Here is a 19,081-nt window from a genome sequence, read left to right as displayed (position 1 = left end):
GTGGCATGAGACGGCTGAGCCGCACCCTCTCCGCGACCGTCACACTGGCGATCGCGTGCACGACGCTGACCGGCTGCTTCGAGGAGCCGTCACCGCACGACGCGGTGCGTGACTTCCTCGTGGGCTGGCAGACGGAGGACTACGATCTGGCCGCGGGACGCACCGACGGCAACCAGGCCATGGTGCGCAAGGCGCTGTCCGACGCCAAGCTGGAGCTCGACGCGGCCTCGTTCCGCTTCAGGATCGAGAGGCTGACGGTCAACGGCGACCAGTCCCAGGCCCAGTTCCGCGCCGAAGTCGACCTGGGCGAGAACAACCCGCTCTGGGAGTACGACGGGATGCTGCCGCTGCACCTGGTCGACGGCATGTGGAAGGTGCGCTGGTCGCCCTCGGTGCTGCATCCCGAGCTCAAGGAGGGCCAGCGGTTCGCGGTCGACACGAAGCCGAAGCCGCGGCAGCCGGTGGTCGACCGGAGCGGCGAGTCGCTGCAGACCGAGACCGTGCTCTACGTCGCCGGTGTCTACCCCGCCAAGCTGGGCGACCAGGCGGAAGAAGTGGTCGCCAAGCTGTCGGAGATCACCGAATACGCCCAGGACCGGCTGCTGAGCCGCATCAGGTCGGCGCCACCCGATAACTTCGTGCCGCTGGTGACGTTCGGGCAATCGCGCTACCGGTCGATGAAGTCCAAGCTCGCCGCCATCTCGGGGATCGAGGTGCAGCCGCAGGACCAGCCGGTCAATCCCGCCCCGCCCCGGCAGATCGTCGGCAACGTGAGCGCGCTCACCCCGGACGACGAGCAGAAGCTCGGCGGTCCGCAGCGGGCCGGAGACTCGGTCGGCAAGACCGGCCTGCAGCAGGCCTACCAGGACTATCTGACCGGTTCCACTGAGACCAGGGTTATCACGCTCGACCTCAAGACCGGCAAGAAGGCCGCCCTCCTGGAGGAGTGGCCGGGCCGGCAGAACGTCTCGGTGAGGACCACGATCGACCGCGGCATCCAGTCGGCGGCCGAGCAGGCGGTGGCCGACTCCTCCCAGAGCGCGCTGGTGGCGGTGGACCGCAACACCGGAGAGATCCGCGCGGTCGCCACCCAGGGCGAGATGGACCAGGAGAAGGACGCGCTGGCCGGCAAATACCCGGCGGGCACGGCGTTCTCGATCGTGGCCGCGGACGCGCTGCTCAAGGCCAATGTGAGCCCCAAGCAGCGGCTGGACTGCCCGCAGGAGCGCACGGTCGGCGGCGCCAAGTTCGTGCACGCCGGACAGTCCACCGGTGCCGCGACGCCGGGCACGTTCCAGGAAAACTTCGCCAAGAGCTGCGTCACCGCGCTGGCCTCGCTCGCCCGCCGCGTCAAGGCCGAAGACCTGGACAGGAGCGCCAAGGCGTTCGGCGTGGGGCAGCCATGGGGGCTGCCGCTGAAGTCGTTCAGCGGCTCCTTCCCGGCGCTGTCCGGCGACGCGGACAAGGCCAAGGCCATCGCCGGCCAGAACGTCGAGGTGAGCCCGCTGAGCATGGCGCTGGTGGCCGCGGCGGTGTCCTCGGGCACCTGGCGCCCGCCCGTGCTCGTCACCGACCCGAAGTCGCCCGACCCGGCGGCCGAGACCGTGCCGGCCACCCAGCCCGCCCCCATTCCGGTCGATCCGAAGGTGCGCGCGGCGCTGATCCCGATGATGCGGGCCGGCGCGGCCGGAACCCCCGCCCAGGCGGGCAAGGCCAAGGTGTACGGCGTTCGGGCGACGGCGGGCAGCCAGCTGACCTGGTTCGTCGGCTGGCAGGGGGATGTGGCCATCGCGGTGTTGTCGAAGAACTACGACGCCTCGGCGGTGGCCGGCGGCTTCTTCGCGGCGCTGGGCACCTCATCGTGAAAATGTGGTGACACGGAGCAACCATTCGGGGCCGCGACGGCGTCTTACTGAGTGACTGGGCCCGCTCGGGGGGTTGCGGTCCCAGTCGCCGTGATGAGATCAGGACTTCATCTCGGGGGAAGTCCTGCCGTCCGGACCGGCTCGACCCTGCCGGTCGGCCCCCGGGAGCGCGCGCCGAGTGCCACGCTCCCGGGGGTTTCGCCATGGGGAATTAAGTTGGCGTTGAGGGTGTTGTCCCATGTACATTCATGTTGCGCACCCCCTCACCGGGGTGTGTTGACAACTGCACAGGGGGTGACTGGCTTCGACTTCGATCTTGCAAGCCAGGTGAAGCGGGCCGAGGACTGCGGACATAACCTCGTTAATCCTGTGACCGCAAACTACAAGTGCCAATTCCAACAGCACTGTGGCGGCCAGGGACTCCCTGGCCCTCGCTGCCTAAGTAGCGAAACCACTGTCAGCCCGGGAGTGCCTTCGGCCCGGTGTCTGGCATCGTTAGAAGGCTCAACCGCTCGACCCGGCCACGGGGGAGAGCGGGAAACCAAACAGTGGCTGAGCCCGTCGGCGACTCGCCTGCGTGATCGCCGGGGCTGAGAAAAGCACAGCAGGCTGCGCCCGGAGAAGCCCTGACTTGGGGTTGAAGGACGCGGGTTCGATTCCCGCCACCTCCACAACATCACACCGCCTCTGACCTGTCGAAACATCGACAGGCAGGGGCGGTTTTTTGTTCGTGGGGCGTCATGGGGGGCACGGGCCTGCCGGAGCAGGACGCTGACCCAGGTCGCCGCCTACGTTCACGGAACCTCACCCGGCGGAAGGGACTGGTGGTTCCGTGTCAGCAGGACCTCGACGCACCGAAGGTGTCGAGTACCGCAAGAAGAAGAATGGGAAAGTGTCCTACCGCGTCCCATGGCGCGACGTCCATCATCAACGCCCACAAGTTCTTCTGACGTCAGGTTGTGCTGTGCCATATCCGTACACGCTGGTTTACCTGCGGTTATCCTCGATCCTCCTGTGCTTCCGCCTGCTGTATTTGATCTTCGTCCGGGTGGTGGGCCGGCTGGTCCTGTTGACCCGCAGCGATGCCTCCAAGGAAGAGGCTCAGCCGTTGCTTCCAGTCGCGCCGGAGCCGCACCCCTGGAGGGCCTCCGCTTCGCTCCGGACGCCTTACTCGGGTGTGGGCTTCGCCCACGCGTTCCCCGTTGACCGCTCGAACCAATGGAGGATTCATCGACCCGTGCATTGATCAACCTGACGTTCGCTGAAGATCACTATGATCAGTTCACCTATCGTGGTACGCCGTGGTACATCGGGGTACGATCAGGTTATGGATGCACAGAGGTCTCGTCCGACTGAGGTGAGCGTGCGCCAGTTCGTCAACGACTCCGGTAGCGTCACGCGCGGTTTGCGCGAGGGGAAGCGGTACATTCTGACGATCAATGGTGAGCCGCTTGCCGAAGTGAAGCCGATCAAACGTCGCCGCTTCGTCCCAACGGCCGAGGCGCAGGCCGTCTTCGCCACCGCCCCGGTTGTTGACTGGGATGAGGTGCGGGCTGATCTGGACACGGTGATCGATGATGAGCTGCGTGATCCGTTCGAGGGGACGGGCCTGTGATCCGGTACGAGCGAGGCGTTCTGGACACGAACATCGTGGCAGCCTTTCAGCTCTTCGATCCCGCCGAACTGCCCGTGGAGTCGGCGATCACCGCCGTCACGCTCGGCGAGCTGTCGCGTGGGCCGTACGCCACCGATGATCCGGTCAAGCGCGCCGGAAGGATCTCGGTACTTCAGCATGCCGAAGCGGCGTTCGGTGATCCGCTGCCATACGACGCCGAGGCGGCCCGGATGTTTGGGCAGCTTTGTGCCATCGTGTACGCGCAAGGTCGGCAGCCACGGAGCCGGACCGCCGACTTGATGATCGCCGCGACAGCCGCCAGCAACGAACTGCCGTTGTTCACGGCGAACCCCAAGGACTTCGACGGCTTGGAACGGCTGGTGGACGTGGTCGCCGTGATACGACCTCACGGCGCGACGGGCTAGCCGCAAGGGCGGGTCAGCCTTGTCGAGAGCGATGGCGCATGGCCGTTCGCCGGTCTTCCCGAGGAGCCGTTCGTCGCGCCCGATTCGGTCATGCATGGTCAGTCCTCTTCAAGGGGCCCGATCACCTGACGCAGCTCCACCACCTGCGACATGGCGTTCGAGTAGCGGTAAGTAGGTCCACTGTTGATCATGATGACCAGATGTTCGGGCGCAGACGATTCCAGGTGGGCGAGCGCGGACGTTCTCTTCTCTGCGATAGGGGACGAGCAGGCCCCACGAGGCGCCGCACATGAAGACCGCGACGGCGCCGCTGCTGGCCGCCCTGAAGCGACACGATCATTGGCTCGATCCCCTGGACTGCGACCAGGTTCGGTGAGTCAGGGCCCGGTGGCCCGGCCCAATTCGCCATCACAAGCGACGAGAACAGCGACCGCGGCACGCCTTCGAGGCGGGCGTCTCGCACGCTGGCGCCCAGCGTTTCCTCTCCGGTCACCACGTGACGCCTACCGGGTCGGCCCCGGTACAGGCAACGAGCCCGAATAGCCAGACTTCCGGAGCCGACCACCACATTCTGGCGGCGCCAGGCTGGACCCACTCGACGGTGTGGCGCCGCTCTCAACCATGGCTCGGTGCGGTGACGGTCGGATCCGCTTCTTGCGGATTCGCTTTTGTACGCAGGATCTGCCAGCACATGTACGCGCACAGGCCCGTCGCGGGCGTACCCAGCAATATTGAGGCGATGCCAAGAGCGGTCACCTGCTCCGCCAGGTACAGCGGCACCATCACCATCGCGGAGAGGCCGAACTTCGCCAGGAACACCGCCGTGCAGGCCTGGAAGCGCCGCAACCGCGCCCGATCGCGCCGCCAGCCGAGCCGGCGAGGTGGCCGCCATCGCCGAGCGCCTGGTCCTCGACGACGCCGCTGACGAAGACGAAGAGGAGACCGGCGAGGACCAGGAGCAGGCTGACTAACCACCACGGCCCCCGCTGCCTCGCCGGTGGGCGCTGGCAGGGCGAAACCCATCCGCCGCGCACACGCCGACGCGCACCTCATCAACCAGCAGGTGCGCGCGGCCGGCCACGACGCCACAGCAGCAGAGTAAGGGTCATCAGCCGGATTCGATCCTGTACTGCCACATAAGGTCGGGATCGGGTGTGTCCAGTCAGTGGTGTATCTCGATCTTCTTTGATTATCGGGTGGCCGGGGTCAGGCGGCCTTCGAAGGTGATGGCGAAGGCGTTCAGAGCGGCTTTCCAGCGGGTGACCCAGCGTTTGCGGCCCTTGCCCGTCGGATCCAAGCTCATGATCGCCATGTAGACGCACTTGAGCGCGGCCTGCTCATTGGGGAAGTGGCCGCGGGCCTTTACCGCCCGCCGGATCCGCGCGTTCACGGACTCGATGGCGTTGGTTGAGCAGATCACCCGGCGGATCTCGGTGTCGAAGTTGAGGAGGGCACGAACTCGGCCCATGCGTCTTCCCACAGCTTCACGATCGCCGGGTACTTGCCGCCCCAGACCTCGGCGAACTCGTAGAACCGCTCCAGCGCGGCCGCCTCGGTCGGGGCGGTGTAGACGGGCTTGAGGGCTTTGGCGATGGCGTCCCAGTGCTGGCGGGCGGCGTAACGGAAGCTCGCCCCCAACAAATGCACGACGCATGTTTGGACCACGGCCTGGGTCCAGCCTGCGACGAAGGGGTGCCGCCGGAAGCGCCCGACGAGTAGGCGCACGACGTGCTCAGCTTCGGCGACCCGGACTCCAACCCCGTGGAGCCGATAGAAGAGATCGACCGGCTGTACGCCGACGCCTGGCGCGTGGGATGGGAAACGCACGCCGCGGCGTTCCCGGCCGGCCGACCAGGTCCTCGAAGCCAGCAGCACCGACCAGCTCGCCGGCCTGCACGTATGGCACCTGCGCATCGTGGAGACGCCGCGGTTCCTCCAGCGGCCCAATGCCGGCGCGGTCCGCCAGGCGCTCACCGAGCACACCCTCCACGACCTCGTACTCGTAGAAGACGGTCATGGCCGCGGCTGATTGGTCTTGGCCGCAGCGAGAGCAGGGCTCACGGGGAACGGGCCTTCGCGGTAGATCTGTGGCATGACCACCTGACCCCCGAAGCAGGGCGGCCGGCTCCAGTCCGCCATCCTGGCGCAGCCAGGCGCGCCCCTGGGCTACTTCAACAACAGAAGAACCGCAGATCGAAACCCCTCGAAAGAGGACTTGACCTGCGGTTCTTCAAACTGTATATCAGTACTCTGAGTAGCCCCGATGGGGCACACGGCAGATGGATGCAGGATGCGCCCCTGGTCATCGAAGCCTTGTGTTCGCTGGACCGATCTGTCGTGTGAGAAGCGGTTCGCGGTTCGCTTCGGGCGAGGGTGAGTTTCGTCGAGGAGGTCAGCGAGACAGTCCAGCTGGCCCGGACGTCGCGTCGCTTCTTCGATCCGCCCGACAGGCATCAGGCCGTCGAGGACGTCGACGACGAACTGGGACGCGGGGCATGGCTTCGAACTCGTCTCGTGAGCCGTCGTTCAGAACCGTGTGCGTATCAGGTGACGGATGCTCAGCGATGGCTGGGCCCGCCGGTCAGTCGATGCCTTCGATGATGCGGAAGTCGCGCTCGAAGCCGTCGGGGAGGGCCACCAGCGCCTTCTGGTATGCCTCGCTCTCGTATGCCGCGACGGCCTGTTCAAAGCTGTCGAACTCGATCAGAACGACGCGTTGCGTGATTCCGGCCTCGTGGGCGACGACTCGACCGCCACGGGACGGGATCCGGGACAGGACGCGCCCGCCCCCAGCCTGGACAGCCGGACCGGCCAACTTGTCGTAGGCAGTCAGCCTCTCAGGGTCGGAAATGGCGGGGTAGACACTGACCCAGTAGCCCTTAGCCATGGAAACCTCCTGTGTTGGGCCGGACACGTCCGACTTCGAATTGACACTCAGATCGATCGATCCCGGCGACGGGTACTGCGGTCAGTTGAATCGGCATATGCGCAGGTTAGGGCTTGATGTGCGGTCGAGGGAAAGACCGGTACGGGATAGACTCAGAACGGATCGTTATCAATCGGCAGGGAGGGCACGTGGCGCCGGATACGGTGAGCCTGCGGTACTTCCTGGTGCTGGCGCAGGAGTTGAACTTCACCCGCGCGGCCGCACGGATCGGTATCGCACAGCCCGCACTCAGCGCCCGGATGCGCCGATTGGAGACGGAACTCGGTACGGCCCTGCTGGTCCGCAACACGCGTAGCGTCGTATTGACCACGGCCGGTGCGGCTTTGGCGGAGTCCGCGCCGCCCGCGCTGGCGGCGCTGGACCGGGCATGGGACACCGCCCGGAGCGCGGCGGCCGGTGAACTGGGCACACTGCGCATCGGATACAGCCTCAGCGCCGGAGCCGAGACGGCACCGGCCCTGGTGGACAGGCTGATTCGCGGCAACAGCGGACTCAAGGTCGGCGCGGTCCCGATGGCGACACCGGAGATCTCCCCCGCGGTCGCCGACGGCCGCATCGATGCCGGGATCACCCGCGGTGAACAGCCGGGCCGTGACGTGCGCCGGTTCCTGCTGCGGCGTATGCGCGTCGGGGTCCAGCTGGCGCAGCACCACCCGCTGGCCGAACACCCGGAGATCGAGATCGCCGACGCGGCCGCGTATCCGCTGCGACTCCCGGACCGTGCGGCCAACCCCGTGATCCACGATCAACTGTCCGCACTGTTCCGAGACACCCGACCACACCCCCGATTCCACACGCCCGCAGTCTCTTTCGACATGTCCCAGCGCGACCTGCTCGACGGGGTCACCCTCGCCCCGGCCGGAGAAACCGCGGCCACGGCACAACCGGTCGGTCTCACCTGGCGACCGCTGCGGGGCGCGCCCAGCCTGACGATCCACCTGGTCCTCCCACGCGAGCAGTCGCCACTACACCGCCGCATCCGTGCCGTCGCCAAAAACCTGGCGCACGAGCTGCACTGGCTGCCGGACTGACGCGCAAGAGGTCAAGCGAGACGGACGCCTGCGGTGGCGAGGCCGAAGACCTTACGCCCGGCGGACTTCGCGGTGAGGACGACGACGGCGGTCTTGCTGAATGTCCGACACGACCTTGTGCTGTCCCGACACGACCTCGCTACGCCGGCGGATCAGCATCCGATGATGGCCCCGGGTCCGGTCCGAGTCGGATACCACGCCTTCGCCGACGCCGAACCGGACAAGCACGGGTAACCGGCGGGAACGCCCGCCGTCAACGGCGTCCATGACATCGGTCAATGCTTAACGCCAACCACTGTTCCATTGCTCCCCGAGGCCGGAGTACTGGGATCTATTCGTGCTCCTGGTCGGCAGGATGCAGGAGCCGGCCGCGCACGAGGCCGAGTTGGCGCGGCTGCGCGGCGAACTGGACGCCGTGAACGAGGCGCTGCACAAGGCGGGCATCGACTACCCGCAGGGCGCCCGCGGGATCCGCGACCTCCACAACGCGTTCCAGGGTGCGCTCGAAGCGCGGAAGGAAGCGCTGGAGGAGCTCCGCGCCCTCAAAAGGGTGACAGAGCGTGGCGAAGGTGCGGAAATTGTCCCGGGCGAGCACCTACCCTGCGTGATGTCGTGGTAAGTCCGCCCTGCGCAGGGAGCCGACCCACCACGGCGTGGTGACAACCTCGGGTCATCCCGGTTGTGCACCCGCTGGAGATCGTTTAGCGGGTCCCAGTCCGCTCCGCACACCCCACACGGAAGGACCCTCGTGCCAGGAAGCGTCACAGCGACTGGTCCAGCACCTACAGCACCTGGTCGGCCCGAACATCAGGCACCACCGATTACGCCGCCGCCTGTCCGTCGAGAAGCTCGCCACCCGCTGCACCAGCCTTGGCTACCCCGTCGAACGGTCGAACCTCGCCGAGCTCGAGCTCGGCCAGCGCGCCACCATCAGCGTTCCCGAAACTGCTTGTCGTCGCCAAAGCGCTGGACGTGCCGCCGCTGACCCTGCTCACCCCGCCCGCCGGCGACAGCGTCGAGATCCTGCCCGGCGTCGAGACCGAACCTCTGGAGGCGTTCGCCTGGCTCGACGGCACCGCTCCCCTCCCCGACGACCAAGACGACCAAGGGGACGGCCCACGCGCCGAACTCCGGCTGCTGCGCGACCACCACAAGCTGCTCGCCGACTGGACCGCCCGCACCCGGGCGGCCGCTGCCTCCCGCGCCCGCGCCAACGACGACGATCCTCACCAGGAGGCGTGGAAGAACGCCGCCCACGGGCACGCCGAGCAGGCCGGCCACGCCGAGCAACTCCTCGCCAGCCTCCGCGACACCATGCGCGCCCGAGAAGTCGCTCTCCCCGCGCTGCCGCCCGAACTGATCCACCTCGACCACCGACCCGAGTAGCCGAGCGGCTACCGGGAGGCTGGGTGGCGTTCCGCGCCGACGTAAAGCACACCGCCGCGTCGACTTTCGTGGTCGACGCTCGCAGGGCGGCATCGTCGCCGCTGCCGAGCTCACCCTGGCTTGGCTCTCAACCGGTGATGATCGGGAGGAGATCCTGATGCTGCTTGAGCTCTGACCCACTTCGTCCCATCCGGCCCGGATCTCGTTTCCTGGCTGCGCGCCGAATCAGAGGCAGCGCTCGCGGTCGGGGGGCGGTACGGGGCGTTCTGCGACCGGCTTGGGCACGAAGTCCCGTGCGTAGGCCTGCCTTTTGATGTGCTTTCCCTCCATTCCCCAGATCTCGGCCGCCCGGTACTCGGCCCACCTGATGGCCCCTGTCTTCAGATCGACGATGTAGAACTCCTCCCAGTCGCACGGTCCAGGCGGGTGGCCGTGATCGGGCCAGGTCCGGCTCCGCTCGGCGCGGAGCAGCACGCTGTCGCGACCGAGGGGGCGGATCGCGTTGACGGTCTCCAGGTCGTACGGCAGCGTGAGATCGGCGAACGTGACCCGGTGGGCAGGGTGCCGGAGATCCACTCTCTTCAGCTGGTAGCGCAGATGTTCCACGTCTCTCAGTCGGACGACGCTCACTGCTTCATCGCCCAGCACCACGGGGTACGTGCCGTCCTCGGCATCGCCTTCGCGGTGGGCCACCGTGAACGGAGACCTCCAGTTCTCCCGGACCTGCAGTTCCTTGCCGCTCAACAGGGTGACACGGCCACCGTCCGCGCGCGCCTCCAAAAGGTCATGGGCAAACTCCGTGCCGAGGTGGAGGCGCGCCTTCGACGACAGATCGATCAACTCGCTCCCGCGGTGGGCGTTCCACACGAACAGCAGCTCGCCGTCCCTGTGGAAGGCCAACTCGACGTTCCATGGATCGTCGGCGGGCCGGTACGCACTGGTGGAGACCAGCTTGACTGCCCCACTGGCGAGGTCTTTGACAACCAGGGCACGGTCGGAACGCCGGAGATAGGCGAGGCGCCGGCCGCCGTCGCTGATGGCGAGGGGCGACACCGCCTGCCCACCGTCCTTGGGAACGAAGCCGAGAGCCTCCTCGATCCGCCATTCCTGACCGGAGCCGCTCCCCGCTCTCCAGGAATGGTGCGCGGCCGCGGGTTCCCGGATAACCCCCGGGTCGTACAACACCGCATAGTCCAGGCGTGGTGCCTTCCTGCCTGGCAACACGGGCAGCCGTTCCGCCGGCTGTACCGTCGGCGGCGGATCCGGTTCTCCCTCAGGCCACGCTTGTACGGCGAGCACCACGCAAAGGCCGACGAGACAGATCATCGCGAGGCACCTCATGCCGCCCCCTTACGCAAGACGCAGGATCGCGTAGCCGAGCCGCGTGGCGTACCGTTTCCCGGTGTTGGGGTCGCGCTCTTCGTCCAGGATCGTCCAGCGCTCGACCAGCTCGTCGATGTGCATCGGGCGTGTTTCATGACCACCAGCATTGATCAGGCAAGTCACAGCAAGATCAACGCCGTTTGGGGCTCATGACATGCTTCTTACCGGCACCCCCAGTAGCCGGCCAAAGGGAAGGGAGGGCCCAGAAGGCTGCCGTTCAGTGGGCCGATCAGCCGTAGTTCTGAACCCACACTCTGACCGTGTGGGACTTGGGGCTGAGAGTGACGGTGGCCCTCCACTTTTCGCCGGCCCTCGCATTGTGGATACGGGTGTACATCTTCCCGCCCAGGCAGTAACCGCGGTCGCGCTTCATTTTCATCCACCCACCACCTCGGCCGATAGCACTGCTCCCCCATTTCCACAGGGTGGCCGTGGCCGCGGTGCCGTCCCCGCCGTTCCAGCACTGGGTGACGATCTGCAGGACTTTGGCCTGGCTCTTGATCGCCCCAGTATCAATGCCCCTGGTGTTCCCGCCGCCGTCCCAGATGGTGAACCAGCGGGCCTGGCTCGCCTGCTGGACGGAGACGGCGGCCGTGGCCGGAGTCGCCGCCTGGGCGGCGGGGGCGAGAAGCGTGCCGGCCGTGAGGGCGCCGGCGGCCAGGATCAGTGGTAGACGTCTCATCGTGCTTCCTTTCGCTGGTCGTCGTGGATATGGGAAAGGTAGGCCGGCGCATGTTGAGTTCTTGTTGAGCCCGGGTTGAGGCCCAACAGGTGCGCTCGACCGAGGTGTCGGTGAGACAGGAGGCGCCAGCGCTGAGGAAGAACGAGCGAGGACACAAGCCCGCACCGCTCGTCACCATGCCCCCATGTCCGCGGCGACCTTCGACATGCTGATCGAGCAGGGCACTGACTACGACTACGTCCTCACCACGCGCTCCCAAGCCGAGGGGCGGCCGCCGCTCGACCTGACCGGCTGCAGCGTCCGCGCCCACGTGCGCGCCCACCACGGCGACGACGCGCCCCTCCTGTACGACCTGGCCACCGGCGGCGGACTCGCCATCACCGACGCGGCCGCGGGGAGGGTGGCGCTGCACATCCCCGGCGCCACGTCGGCCGCGTGGCCGTGGCGGGTCGGCGTGTACGACCTGGAGCTCGTGGACGCCGGCGGGCACCCGCTCCGCCTCCTGCAAGGCGCGGTACGCGTGACCGGCGAGGTGACCCGATGAGCCACCCCGACGTCGAACTCGTCGTCCAGCAGACCGCCGGGCCTGCCCTGACGGTGGAGCAGGACGGCGGCATCTCGCTGACGATCGAGCAACACCACCAGATGGTGGAGCTCGAGCTCGCCGTCCCCGGCATCCAGGGCCCGCCCGGGGCGCGCGGCGAGCAGGGCCCGGCCGGGCACGAGGGCGGCGCCTTCCAGCGCGACATCGTGTTCGCCACCCCTTCCTTGGTGTGGGAAGCCGAACACGGCCAGATCCGGCAGCCGAACGTCACAACGTTCGCCGGCGACGGGCAGCGCGTGGAAGGCGACCCGTCCTACCCCACCGCGTCCACCGTCCGCGTCACCTGGGCCGTGCCCATGTCGGGCATGCTCCGCCTCACCTGACCTCGGGGGAACCGTCATGCCGAACTGGTACAGCCAGCACAAGTACAACCAGATCCCGGGCGTGGGGTTCGTGTTGCCCACGTCGAGCAGCGAGCCGGGAACGCCGGTCGCGTTCGAGTTGTGGGCCAGCCCCGCCACAGGCAAAGCCTCATGGCGCACCCCTGGCGGCGCGTGGATGGCGTTCGACGACGTCGCGGACGGGACGATCACGAACGCCAAAGTGGCCGCGAACGCGGGCATCGCGCTGTCGAAGCTCGCGACCAATCCGCTCGATCGGACGCAGCACACCGGCATCCAGACCGCGTACACCATCTCCGACTTCGTGGCGCAGGTACGGGCCAACCGGCTCGACCAGATGGCCGCGCCCGGGGCGGACATCCCGCTCGCCGGGTTCAGGCTGACCAACCTCGGCGCACCCGTCAACGCCAACGACGCCGCCCGCCTGGCTGACGTGCAGGCCGCGCGCCGCTGCCTTGGCACCAGCGCGCACCCGACCCGGCCCATCGACTGCACCACGCCCAGGCGCCGGCACAGCCCCTGGTAGCGGGCTGCGGTGTCTCCACCCTCCGAACCGCGATCGGAATGAAAGATCACTCCATCCACGTCGCCCCGCGAGTGGCCACCGCCATCTGCAGCGAGGCGCTGGTCAGCGCCGCATCGTGATGCTCGGACATGGCGTAACCAAGCAACCGGCGCGAGAACAGGTCCTCGACCGTAGCCAGATACAGCTTGCCCTCATCGGTGTCGATCGCGGTCACATCACCGCACCACGGCACGTCCGGGGCTACCGCGGTGAACTTGCGGCGGACCAGATCAGGTGCGGCGGGCCGCTTGCCCTGGCAGGTCAGCGATCGCGGCTTCTTGCGGACCCGTCCCGCCAGGCCGAGCTCGGCCATCCGGGCCGCGACTGTGTTCTCCGACACCCGCCAGCCCGCCTCGTGTAAGTCCCGGGTAATGCGGGGCGAGCCGTAGGTGTCGCCGGAGGCTTCGAACAGGCGGGTGATCTCCGCGTCCAGGTCGGCCTGCCGGCGTTCCCGGGGCGGTGGCGGCCTCTTGGCCGAGGCGGTTCTTCCATTTGCAATACCAGGACTGGGACACCCCCAACGCCCGGCAGGAGGTGGCGTGGTCGATGCCGTGCTCGGTCTTCTGGGAGCTGATGAAGGCCGCCACGCTTACCGGCCCATCGCCTCTTTGACCCACAAGACCACGGAGCGCTTGAGCAGGTCACGCTCGTCTTCCAGCTCGGCGCGTTCCTTCTCCCAGGCTGCTCGTTCCTTGGCGTGCTGCCGGGCCAGCTCGGCCTTCTCCCGCCGCAGCCGCGCCAGTTCCTCCTGCTCCGACTCCTTCAGCGCCCTGCCCTCCCTGCCGCTGTCGTATTGCTCGGCGAGCCGACCCATCTGCACCCAATTGTGCAGCGTGTACGGACTGATCCCCAGATCCCGCGCGACCTGAGCGACGGGCTTCCCGGTCTCCTTGACGATACGCAGCGCCCCGGCCCGGAACTCCGGATTAAAGCGCCGTCGCGTGACTGCTGCCACGACCAAACCTCTCCCGGTTCGGTCTCCACGCTATGAGGGGAAGCGCACCGCCGCTGTGGAGGTCGTCTTCCCCCGGATCGGCGAAGCCGAGTTCGGCGCCAACGACTCGTCTGGCTTGCACTTCCTCGGCCTGGCCGGGTCGCTGGTCATGGCCCGCCGCCGGTAGCCGGTCACGTCTGGCGGAGCGTGCTTGTCGCCCGGGAGAGCACCCGCCGGCTCCACCGCGATTGGGTCAAAGCCTCCTGTGCCAAGGACACGGAGATCCTGAGTGTCGAAATCTACTTCGACGCTCAAGGGTGTGTCCTCTTCTAACCCGGCGTACTCAGGTGCAAGCTGGCTCGTGCCGCAACAGGAGGGGTTGGCGTGGGGCTACCTCTACAACCGCAGGACCTGAGCGGCCCAAAGGGCATGCATGAGGTGCCGGTCAGCCGCGGGCGAGGACGACGCGGGCGGCCGCGATCTGCCGATCCTTGATCTCCTGAAGCGCACGGAACTCGGCGGGGTGAGCCCTGATGGCGTCGTCTTGGATGCGTTTCTCCGCTGCGGACCATATGGAGACGAGGTCGGTCTTCGCCTTGCACCTCACGTCCGCCTGCGCCGCGCGGATCTCCTCCTGGGAGGCGGGGCCGTCCTTCATCCACCGCTGGTCGGTGATGGCGGCGAGCGGGCCGGCGTACTGCCCGCCCTGCTCCCGCATGCACGTGCTCCAGGCCAGGAAGACCTGGACGACCTCCGGATCCCGCTGAGACCGCTCGAAGGTCTCCGAGATGAGCCTGTTGAACAGGGCCTCGTCGACCTGCGGGGTGCCCTGCTCCAGGTGGTTCCGCGCCTGTTTCAGGCAGCCGTCCTTCTCTCCGTACGCGGCCTGTCGTTCCTTCGCCGACAGGCTTCGCATACGGCTGGCACGTGCGGCGGCGCGCCGGGCCACGGTAGGGCGGTCCGGCGGGGTGTGATAACCGAAGAGGCGGGCGATCTCCGGTTCGACGACACCGTAGCGGCGGCGGTTGGCCGGCTCCACGTCCTCCGCCGCGCTCTGCGGCAGCACCTCCCACGCCATGCCCCGCCGCCGCATGCAGTCGCGGATGAGGAGCTCTTCGGCTCCCTCGAGGATGCCGATGTCCGACGGGGAGAAGTTGTACCGGTCGAAGGGGATCGAGAGCTCGCGCGCCTCCACCCCCGGCGGCGGCACCGGAACCTGCGGCTCCGTCGCCGCCGCCGTCGAACAGGCGGCTGTCGCCGCGGTCAGGAGCACCCCGACCGCTCCCCGCAGCCGAACGGACACGCTGATTCCTCTGATCGGCCGCAGGGCGGGGTTACCGAACTCGATGTCCGAGAGGTCGGTGTCCTGAGAGCGGTTCAGGGTCTTACGGCCTGACGTATCTGATGGAGCTGGTCTTGTTGTCGAACCCGTTGTTCGTCAGGTCGCCGTCCGAGGAACCCGGCCTTGCCGCGTAGCCGTACGCGCCGGAGCAGTTGCCGGAGTTGTAGAACTGCACCCTGGCGGCGCTGTTGTTCCGCATGGAGCTCGCCTTGTTGTTCACTCTGTCCGCGCTGTAGCACAGGCCCCAGCCCTCGAACATGAACTCCTCTTCTTTGCCCTTGAACTTGTCGTGCTCGTACAGGCAGAAGGCCAGCTCGCAGGAGCTCACCGCCGGGTCCGCCTCGGCCTGCGCGGTGGAGCCGACCCCCACCAGACTGACCAGGGTCAGCGCCACCACAGCGGCGCTGCGCACCCTCGCTCGCTTCATGCACACCTCATTCTCGCGGAACCGAAATCGTTGTGATCATAGTCAGGTACATGCCGGAAAATTCCACGAATTCGGTCAAATGGCGAGCATGCGCCGCGCTAGTATTCCAGCCGCACCTAGCGATCTTTGAGCTGTTGCTGCTGGTAGTGGCATCGAGGGGCGCGCGTTTGACCCGCCTGCCTGCCTGCCACCCCGCAGGACCCTACGACCTGCTACTGGCCGCGCCAATCTGCAGACCGCCTTCGAGGAACTGGGGGCGACACCGCGCGATCCGGTCAAGCTGTTGACCTTCGTGGCCGGCACCGACCACCCGCCCGGCTTCTACGCCGCCCGGGAGGAGGTCTTCGCGGATTGGTATCCCGATGGCGACGTCCCGGCGCACTCTCTTGCTGTCGTCTCCGCGCTTGCCTCCCCGGAGCTCACCGTAGAAGTCGAGGCCGTCGTTGCGTTGCGGAACGGTAGCACGCGATCCGCTGCCGAGAGAGGCGACGAATCTGCTGTATGAGCGTGCCGGGTTTCCACGACGCGAGTCGATGGTCCAACGGTGCGTGCTGGGCGAGTAGAGCGTGAACGGCAAGCGTCATGTTCCGCCTCCGGGCAGGCTGTCGCGCGGGAGCACGATCGAGACCACGGAACACGGCCGCTGATAGGCAGGGCGGGCAGCTCCGACTGGCCGACGCACACCGACGTCCAGTGTCGGCCGGCACGTCAGGCAGGTACGTGCTGTGCGTACGTGGACAGTGCATGGACTGTGAAATGAACATCCTCTTGCTCGAGTCTGACCGGAGAAGCGCCCGCAAATGCCTTTGCCGGGCGGCAACTCGACACAGATGAGAGGTCCTCAATGGGCAAGGCAATCAAGACAACCCTGACGGTCGTCGGGGCTGCGATAGTCGCCCTGGGTATGCAACCGTCGGGCGCCATGGCGAGCACCCACGCAGCGGGCAGTTATAACGTCATGTTCCGCCTGCTGTTCAACAGTTCACTGTGGCCTTCGAATGGCGTAAGCATGTGCCTGCACAGCACCACGAGCGCAGCGCGGGGCTATTCCACATGTATGGGCGGCTTCAAGACCGGTGGAGACTACCGCCTCGGAGTCCCGTTCAACCACGGCGACAAGGTCTGGATCGACCTGAACATCAAGAACAACCCGGATCACAAGCGTATTGACGCTGCGAACATGCGGATGTTCGAGGTCAAGGGAATCCCGACGTCGGTGAAGATCTACGGCTGGAAGAGCCTTGCGTCCTGCGTGAACGGCGATCCTCATCTTAAGATCTTCGGCTGACAGCTCCACTGTTCCGCCGCATTAGCCCCGCGCTTCACGGAGGATAAGAAAGTGCCTCTGGTTGGACGGACGGGCCAACCTTGAACTTCGTCAGCACGACCGGAAGCCCCGGAGACTCCATGCTCGGCCGGTTCGCGCCTCGCTTCGCCGATCTGGGCGCCCGGCGGTTCGATGGTTTCTGGGGTTGTCGGCCTCTTTCCGCACGTCAGAGCGCGATGATCTTTTCGGGCACGTAAGGCATGTTGACCGGCTCGCGACGGCATCTTGCGTGGGATCGGGCGCGGGTCTTGATGGCGTGGACGCGGACCGGGACATCCCGGAGGGCGCGCGCAAGACCGTTCGGACGCATCGGCACAATGCGCCACGCCTTGTAGCAGCGGACGGCGGCTGCGGGTGGCCCAGTTCACGGAGTCGCGATGTTGCCACGAGCGATGGCGCTGCACCGACCATGGGGTCCGGGCTTCTCAGACTGGGACATCGTCCGCGACCTGCTGTGGCGTCGCCGTACGGTCGTAGCCTCACCGTGATCCGATTGCGGCATGATCTGCCGGCATGAGGAAAACGATCTCTGTCTTAGTCGTTTGCGGCGCCTTCCTGGTGGGTACAGCCCCCGCCCAGGCCGCGCCCAAGGACCCGGTGCGCGTGCTGAAGTCCACGCTCATTCCCGGCCACGGCGTCCGGTACACCGAGATTGCCAACTGGTCCGACGGCACCGAGACCTCGCAGGCGTACGCCACGAAGGGCGTCCTGCAGTTCGGAAAGAAGAGCCTGGCCGCCTACGACATCGCCAGCACCGCGTATGACGACGAGAAGGACCGCGTCATCTACAACGGCAAGGCCACGTACTACTCCGGCGCCATCGCCGGAGACCTGCCCAAGGGCAAGACCTGGCTCAAGGTGCCCGGCGGCGGCGGCATGCCCAGCCAGTTCGACCAGGTCCTCAACCCCACCGAGCCAACCACGCTGTCGGCGCTGCTCACGAAGGGCAGCAAGCGCGGAAACACGGTCACCGGCACGATCACCTTCAAGGACCTGCGCAAGGTGTCCGCCTGGTTCTCCCGCTCCCCCCTCCGCTCCTGGGCCTCGGACACAGAGGTCTCCTACAAGCTGACGCTCAACTCGGCAGGCCTGGTCAGCAAGCTGTGGAGCTCGTACACGGCCAAGGGCGTCTCGGAGGGCTACGAAGCATTCGAGGGCAGCACCGCCATCGTCGACACTCGCTACATCGGCTGGGGCGCCAAGGTGTCGGTCAAGACGCCCCACCCCAAAACCGTCACCGAGTGAGCCTGTTCCGGGCGTCGCGACGGGCGCGGGCGTAGACGCGTACGGCGCCGGCCGCCCGGACGAGGCCGAGCACTTCCAGACCGTGCACTTCGAGATCATCTTGTCGTAGTGGTCTGGTACGCTCTCCGCTGATCAACTTCGCGCGAGGGGCTGTGGATGTTCCGTCTCCTGGCCATCCTGGCGGCCACCGCGCCGACGTTCTTATCCATCCTGATGCTCCGCGACTTCGGCGGGTTCGGCCACGAGCCGCCACGGCCGGATCCGCTGGAGCTCGCGATCGGGGTGGCCTACGGCTACGCCACCGACTACCTGCCGGTCCTGCTGGCGTTCCTCGCCCTCTGGGCGCCGCGGTGGCTTCCCAAAGCCGGCGCGGTCGCCGCGGCCGTGGCGCTGGTGCTCACCGTGTCGGCCCTCGTCGTCTCCGGAACCGGGGGCTTCGGCCCGCAGTTCGGCTCCATACTGGCCTGCCAGGCGATCGCCGTCGTCGCATTCCTGCGGACCCGCCCGGAGCAGCGGGTGCCATGGCCACGGGCGGTCATCTGGAGCGCGGTCGTGCTGCTGGCGCTGGGCCAGACCCTGGCGAGGAACACCCCCACCAGCGACTTCGGCTGTTACGCGGACATGAAGGGGACGTGGGCGCTGGCCTTCTACCACCTCGACACCGCCCACGGCCTCTACTACTGGGTCTCGGCCGCCGCGATCGGCGCCGTGCTCTCCGGGTATCGGGCCGCACCGCTCTGTGGACTGGTGCTGCTGGTGCCCGCACTGTTCGAGCCCGCCGCCTGGCTCCTGTCCAACGCGCCGCACAACTGCTCCAGCACCCTGGAGCTGGTCGACTGGCCGTACCTGATCGCGGGGGTGCTGGCGTTGTCCTCCCGGACTCGCCTGCTCGATCGGTCCTAGCCGATGTTCGGCCTCCTCACCATCCTGGCGGCCACCTCGCCGAGTTTCCTGCTCTCTCT

20 protein-coding genes, 1 other RNA gene and 2 pseudogenes are annotated in these 19,081 nt (G+C 67.2%); 14 read left to right on the top strand and 9 right to left on the bottom strand.

From position 1 onward, the window contains the following. Positions 1 to 5 precede the first annotated feature (5 nt). From ACIBX3_RS03255 to ACIBX3_RS03240, 4 genes are all read left to right on the top strand, one after another. On the top strand, positions 6 to 1,865 hold the full coding sequence (locus tag ACIBX3_RS03255) for a penicillin-binding transpeptidase domain-containing protein (protein ID WP_397112539.1): 1,860 nt from the start codon (positions 6 to 8) through the stop codon (positions 1,863 to 1,865). 290 nt (positions 1,866 to 2,155) lie between these two features. Next, positions 2,156 to 2,539, top strand: a transfer-messenger RNA (tmRNA) gene (gene ssrA / locus ACIBX3_RS03250). A gap of 689 nt (positions 2,540 to 3,228) precedes the next feature. Continuing rightward, positions 3,229 to 3,480: a hypothetical protein gene (locus ACIBX3_RS03245; RefSeq protein WP_397112537.1), complete on the top strand. Its 252-nt coding sequence runs from the start codon at positions 3,229 to 3,231 to the stop codon at positions 3,478 to 3,480. Next, positions 3,477 to 3,905, top strand: a complete 429-nt coding sequence (locus tag ACIBX3_RS03240) for a type II toxin-antitoxin system VapC family toxin (RefSeq protein WP_397112535.1) — start codon at positions 3,477 to 3,479, stop codon at positions 3,903 to 3,905. The genes ACIBX3_RS03245 and ACIBX3_RS03240 overlap by 4 nt, the downstream gene beginning before the upstream one ends. A 615-nt stretch (positions 3,906 to 4,520) precedes the next feature. Here the strand turns inward: ACIBX3_RS03240 and ACIBX3_RS03235 are convergent. The 3 genes and pseudogenes from ACIBX3_RS03235 to ACIBX3_RS03225 form a co-directional block, all read right to left on the bottom strand. Continuing rightward, positions 4,521 to 4,769 (bottom strand): annotated as a pseudogene (locus ACIBX3_RS03235) (DUF3159 domain-containing protein); the annotation flags it as partial. Positions 4,770 to 5,094: 325 nt separating this feature from the next. Beyond that, positions 5,095 to 5,588: pseudogene (locus ACIBX3_RS03230) on the bottom strand (transposase); the annotation flags it as partial. An 898-nt stretch (positions 5,589 to 6,486) separates the two neighbouring features. Then, the gene (locus ACIBX3_RS03225; RefSeq protein ID WP_189142964.1) at positions 6,487 to 6,792 is read right to left on the bottom strand and encodes a DUF1330 domain-containing protein; all 306 of its coding nucleotides are present in this window, start codon (positions 6,790 to 6,792) and stop codon (positions 6,487 to 6,489) included. A gap of 188 nt (positions 6,793 to 6,980) precedes the next feature. Between ACIBX3_RS03225 and ACIBX3_RS03220 the strand changes: the two genes are divergently transcribed. The 3 genes from ACIBX3_RS03220 to ACIBX3_RS03210 all read left to right on the top strand — a co-directional run bounded on the left by ACIBX3_RS03220 (position 6,981) and on the right by ACIBX3_RS03210 (position 9,269). Then, positions 6,981 to 7,883, top strand: a complete 903-nt coding sequence (locus ACIBX3_RS03220) for a LysR family transcriptional regulator (protein WP_397112533.1) — start codon at positions 6,981 to 6,983, stop codon at positions 7,881 to 7,883. Between the two features lie 337 nt (positions 7,884 to 8,220). Further along, the gene (locus tag ACIBX3_RS03215; protein WP_397112531.1) at positions 8,221 to 8,502 is read left to right on the top strand and encodes a hypothetical protein; all 282 of its coding nucleotides are present in this window, start codon (positions 8,221 to 8,223) and stop codon (positions 8,500 to 8,502) included. A gap of 353 nt (positions 8,503 to 8,855) precedes the next feature. Further along, positions 8,856 to 9,269 carry a hypothetical protein gene (locus ACIBX3_RS03210; RefSeq protein WP_397112529.1) on the top strand — a complete coding sequence of 138 codons (414 nt, stop codon included), beginning with the start codon at positions 8,856 to 8,858 and terminating at the stop codon, positions 9,267 to 9,269. 225 nt (positions 9,270 to 9,494) lie between these two features. On the opposite strand, the gene ACIBX3_RS03205 is transcribed toward ACIBX3_RS03210, so the two are convergent. After that, positions 9,495 to 10,610 carry a hypothetical protein gene (locus tag ACIBX3_RS03205; protein WP_397112527.1) on the bottom strand — a complete coding sequence of 372 codons (1,116 nt, stop codon included), beginning with the start codon at positions 10,608 to 10,610 and terminating at the stop codon, positions 9,495 to 9,497. Positions 10,611 to 10,881: 271 nt separating this feature from the next. After that, on the bottom strand, positions 10,882 to 11,334 hold the full coding sequence (locus ACIBX3_RS03200) for a hypothetical protein (RefSeq protein ID WP_397112525.1): 453 nt from the start codon (positions 11,332 to 11,334) through the stop codon (positions 10,882 to 10,884). Positions 11,335 to 11,518: 184 nt separating this feature from the next. On the opposite strand from ACIBX3_RS03200, the gene ACIBX3_RS03195 reads away from it, so the two are divergent. The 3 genes from ACIBX3_RS03195 to ACIBX3_RS03185 are packed head-to-tail and all read left to right on the top strand — an operon-like array spanning position 11,519 to position 12,805. Then, positions 11,519 to 11,878 carry a hypothetical protein gene (locus tag ACIBX3_RS03195; RefSeq protein WP_397112524.1) on the top strand — a complete coding sequence of 120 codons (360 nt, stop codon included), beginning with the start codon at positions 11,519 to 11,521 and terminating at the stop codon, positions 11,876 to 11,878. Further along, positions 11,875 to 12,261 carry a hypothetical protein gene (locus tag ACIBX3_RS03190; protein ID WP_397112522.1) on the top strand — a complete coding sequence of 129 codons (387 nt, stop codon included), beginning with the start codon at positions 11,875 to 11,877 and terminating at the stop codon, positions 12,259 to 12,261. The genes ACIBX3_RS03195 and ACIBX3_RS03190 overlap by 4 nt, the downstream gene beginning before the upstream one ends. A gap of 16 nt (positions 12,262 to 12,277) precedes the next feature. Continuing rightward, entirely contained in the window at positions 12,278 to 12,805 is a 528-nt protein-coding gene (locus ACIBX3_RS03185; RefSeq protein WP_397112520.1) for a hypothetical protein, read from the top strand. A 46-nt stretch (positions 12,806 to 12,851) separates the two neighbouring features. On the opposite strand, the gene ACIBX3_RS03180 is transcribed toward ACIBX3_RS03185, so the two are convergent. The 4 genes from ACIBX3_RS03180 to ACIBX3_RS03165 all read right to left on the bottom strand — a co-directional run bounded on the left by ACIBX3_RS03180 (position 12,852) and on the right by ACIBX3_RS03165 (position 15,547). Continuing rightward, positions 12,852 to 13,343 carry an IS3 family transposase gene (locus ACIBX3_RS03180; RefSeq protein WP_397113382.1) on the bottom strand — a complete coding sequence of 164 codons (492 nt, stop codon included), beginning with the start codon at positions 13,341 to 13,343 and terminating at the stop codon, positions 12,852 to 12,854. 90 nt (positions 13,344 to 13,433) lie between these two features. Then, on the bottom strand, positions 13,434 to 13,799 hold the full coding sequence (locus ACIBX3_RS03175) for a transposase (RefSeq protein WP_397112518.1): 366 nt from the start codon (positions 13,797 to 13,799) through the stop codon (positions 13,434 to 13,436). Positions 13,800 to 14,223: 424 nt separating this feature from the next. Continuing rightward, the gene (locus tag ACIBX3_RS03170; protein ID WP_397112516.1) at positions 14,224 to 15,081 is read right to left on the bottom strand and encodes a hypothetical protein; all 858 of its coding nucleotides are present in this window, start codon (positions 15,079 to 15,081) and stop codon (positions 14,224 to 14,226) included. Positions 15,082 to 15,163: 82 nt separating this feature from the next. Continuing rightward, complete coding sequence (locus ACIBX3_RS03165) at positions 15,164 to 15,547, bottom strand: peptidase inhibitor family I36 protein (RefSeq protein ID WP_397112514.1); 384 nt, start codon at positions 15,545 to 15,547, stop codon at positions 15,164 to 15,166. Between the two features lie 283 nt (positions 15,548 to 15,830). Here ACIBX3_RS03165 and ACIBX3_RS03160 point away from each other — a divergent pair, with 283 nt between their 5' ends. The 4 genes from ACIBX3_RS03160 to ACIBX3_RS03145 all read left to right on the top strand — a co-directional run bounded on the left by ACIBX3_RS03160 (position 15,831) and on the right by ACIBX3_RS03145 (position 19,022). After that, the gene (locus ACIBX3_RS03160; RefSeq protein WP_397112512.1) at positions 15,831 to 16,052 is read left to right on the top strand and encodes a hypothetical protein; all 222 of its coding nucleotides are present in this window, start codon (positions 15,831 to 15,833) and stop codon (positions 16,050 to 16,052) included. 339 nt (positions 16,053 to 16,391) lie between these two features. Beyond that, entirely contained in the window at positions 16,392 to 16,835 is a 444-nt protein-coding gene (locus tag ACIBX3_RS03155; protein WP_397112510.1) for a hypothetical protein, read from the top strand. A gap of 597 nt (positions 16,836 to 17,432) precedes the next feature. Next, entirely contained in the window at positions 17,433 to 18,119 is a 687-nt protein-coding gene (locus tag ACIBX3_RS03150) for a hypothetical protein (RefSeq protein ID WP_397112508.1), read from the top strand. A 156-nt stretch (positions 18,120 to 18,275) separates the two neighbouring features. Beyond that, positions 18,276 to 19,022, top strand: coding sequence for a hypothetical protein (locus tag ACIBX3_RS03145; protein ID WP_397112506.1), 747 nt, complete (start codon positions 18,276 to 18,278; stop codon positions 19,020 to 19,022). The last annotated feature ends 59 nt before the right edge of the window (positions 19,023 to 19,081 follow it).

The organism is Nonomuraea sp. NPDC049480 (assembly GCF_044465905.1).
Lineage (GTDB): Bacteria > Actinomycetota > Actinomycetes > Streptosporangiales > Streptosporangiaceae > Nonomuraea.
Note: the sequence above shows the minus strand (reverse complement) of the source record. Positions and strands in the feature narration are given on the sequence as shown.

Coding starts and splice junctions, on each gene's coding strand:
- ACIBX3_RS03255 (WP_397112539.1), top strand. CDS start 6: ATGAGACGGCTGAGCCGCACCCTCTCCGCGACCGTCACACTGGCGATC.
- ACIBX3_RS03225 (WP_189142964.1), bottom strand. CDS start 6,792: ATGGCTAAGGGCTACTGGGTCAGTGTCTACCCCGCCATTTCCGACCCT.
- ACIBX3_RS03205 (WP_397112527.1), bottom strand. CDS start 10,610: ATGAGGTGCCTCGCGATGATCTGTCTCGTCGGCCTTTGCGTGGTGCTC.
- ACIBX3_RS03200 (WP_397112525.1), bottom strand. CDS start 11,334: ATGAGACGTCTACCACTGATCCTGGCCGCCGGCGCCCTCACGGCCGGC.
- ACIBX3_RS03195 (WP_397112524.1), top strand. CDS start 11,519: ATGTCCGCGGCGACCTTCGACATGCTGATCGAGCAGGGCACTGACTAC.
- ACIBX3_RS03190 (WP_397112522.1), top strand. CDS start 11,875: ATGAGCCACCCCGACGTCGAACTCGTCGTCCAGCAGACCGCCGGGCCT.
- ACIBX3_RS03185 (WP_397112520.1), top strand. CDS start 12,278: ATGCCGAACTGGTACAGCCAGCACAAGTACAACCAGATCCCGGGCGTG.
- ACIBX3_RS03165 (WP_397112514.1), bottom strand. CDS start 15,547: ATGAAGCGAGCGAGGGTGCGCAGCGCCGCTGTGGTGGCGCTGACCCTG.
- ACIBX3_RS03155 (WP_397112510.1), top strand. CDS start 16,392: ATGGGCAAGGCAATCAAGACAACCCTGACGGTCGTCGGGGCTGCGATA.
- ACIBX3_RS03145 (WP_397112506.1), top strand. CDS start 18,276: ATGTTCCGTCTCCTGGCCATCCTGGCGGCCACCGCGCCGACGTTCTTA.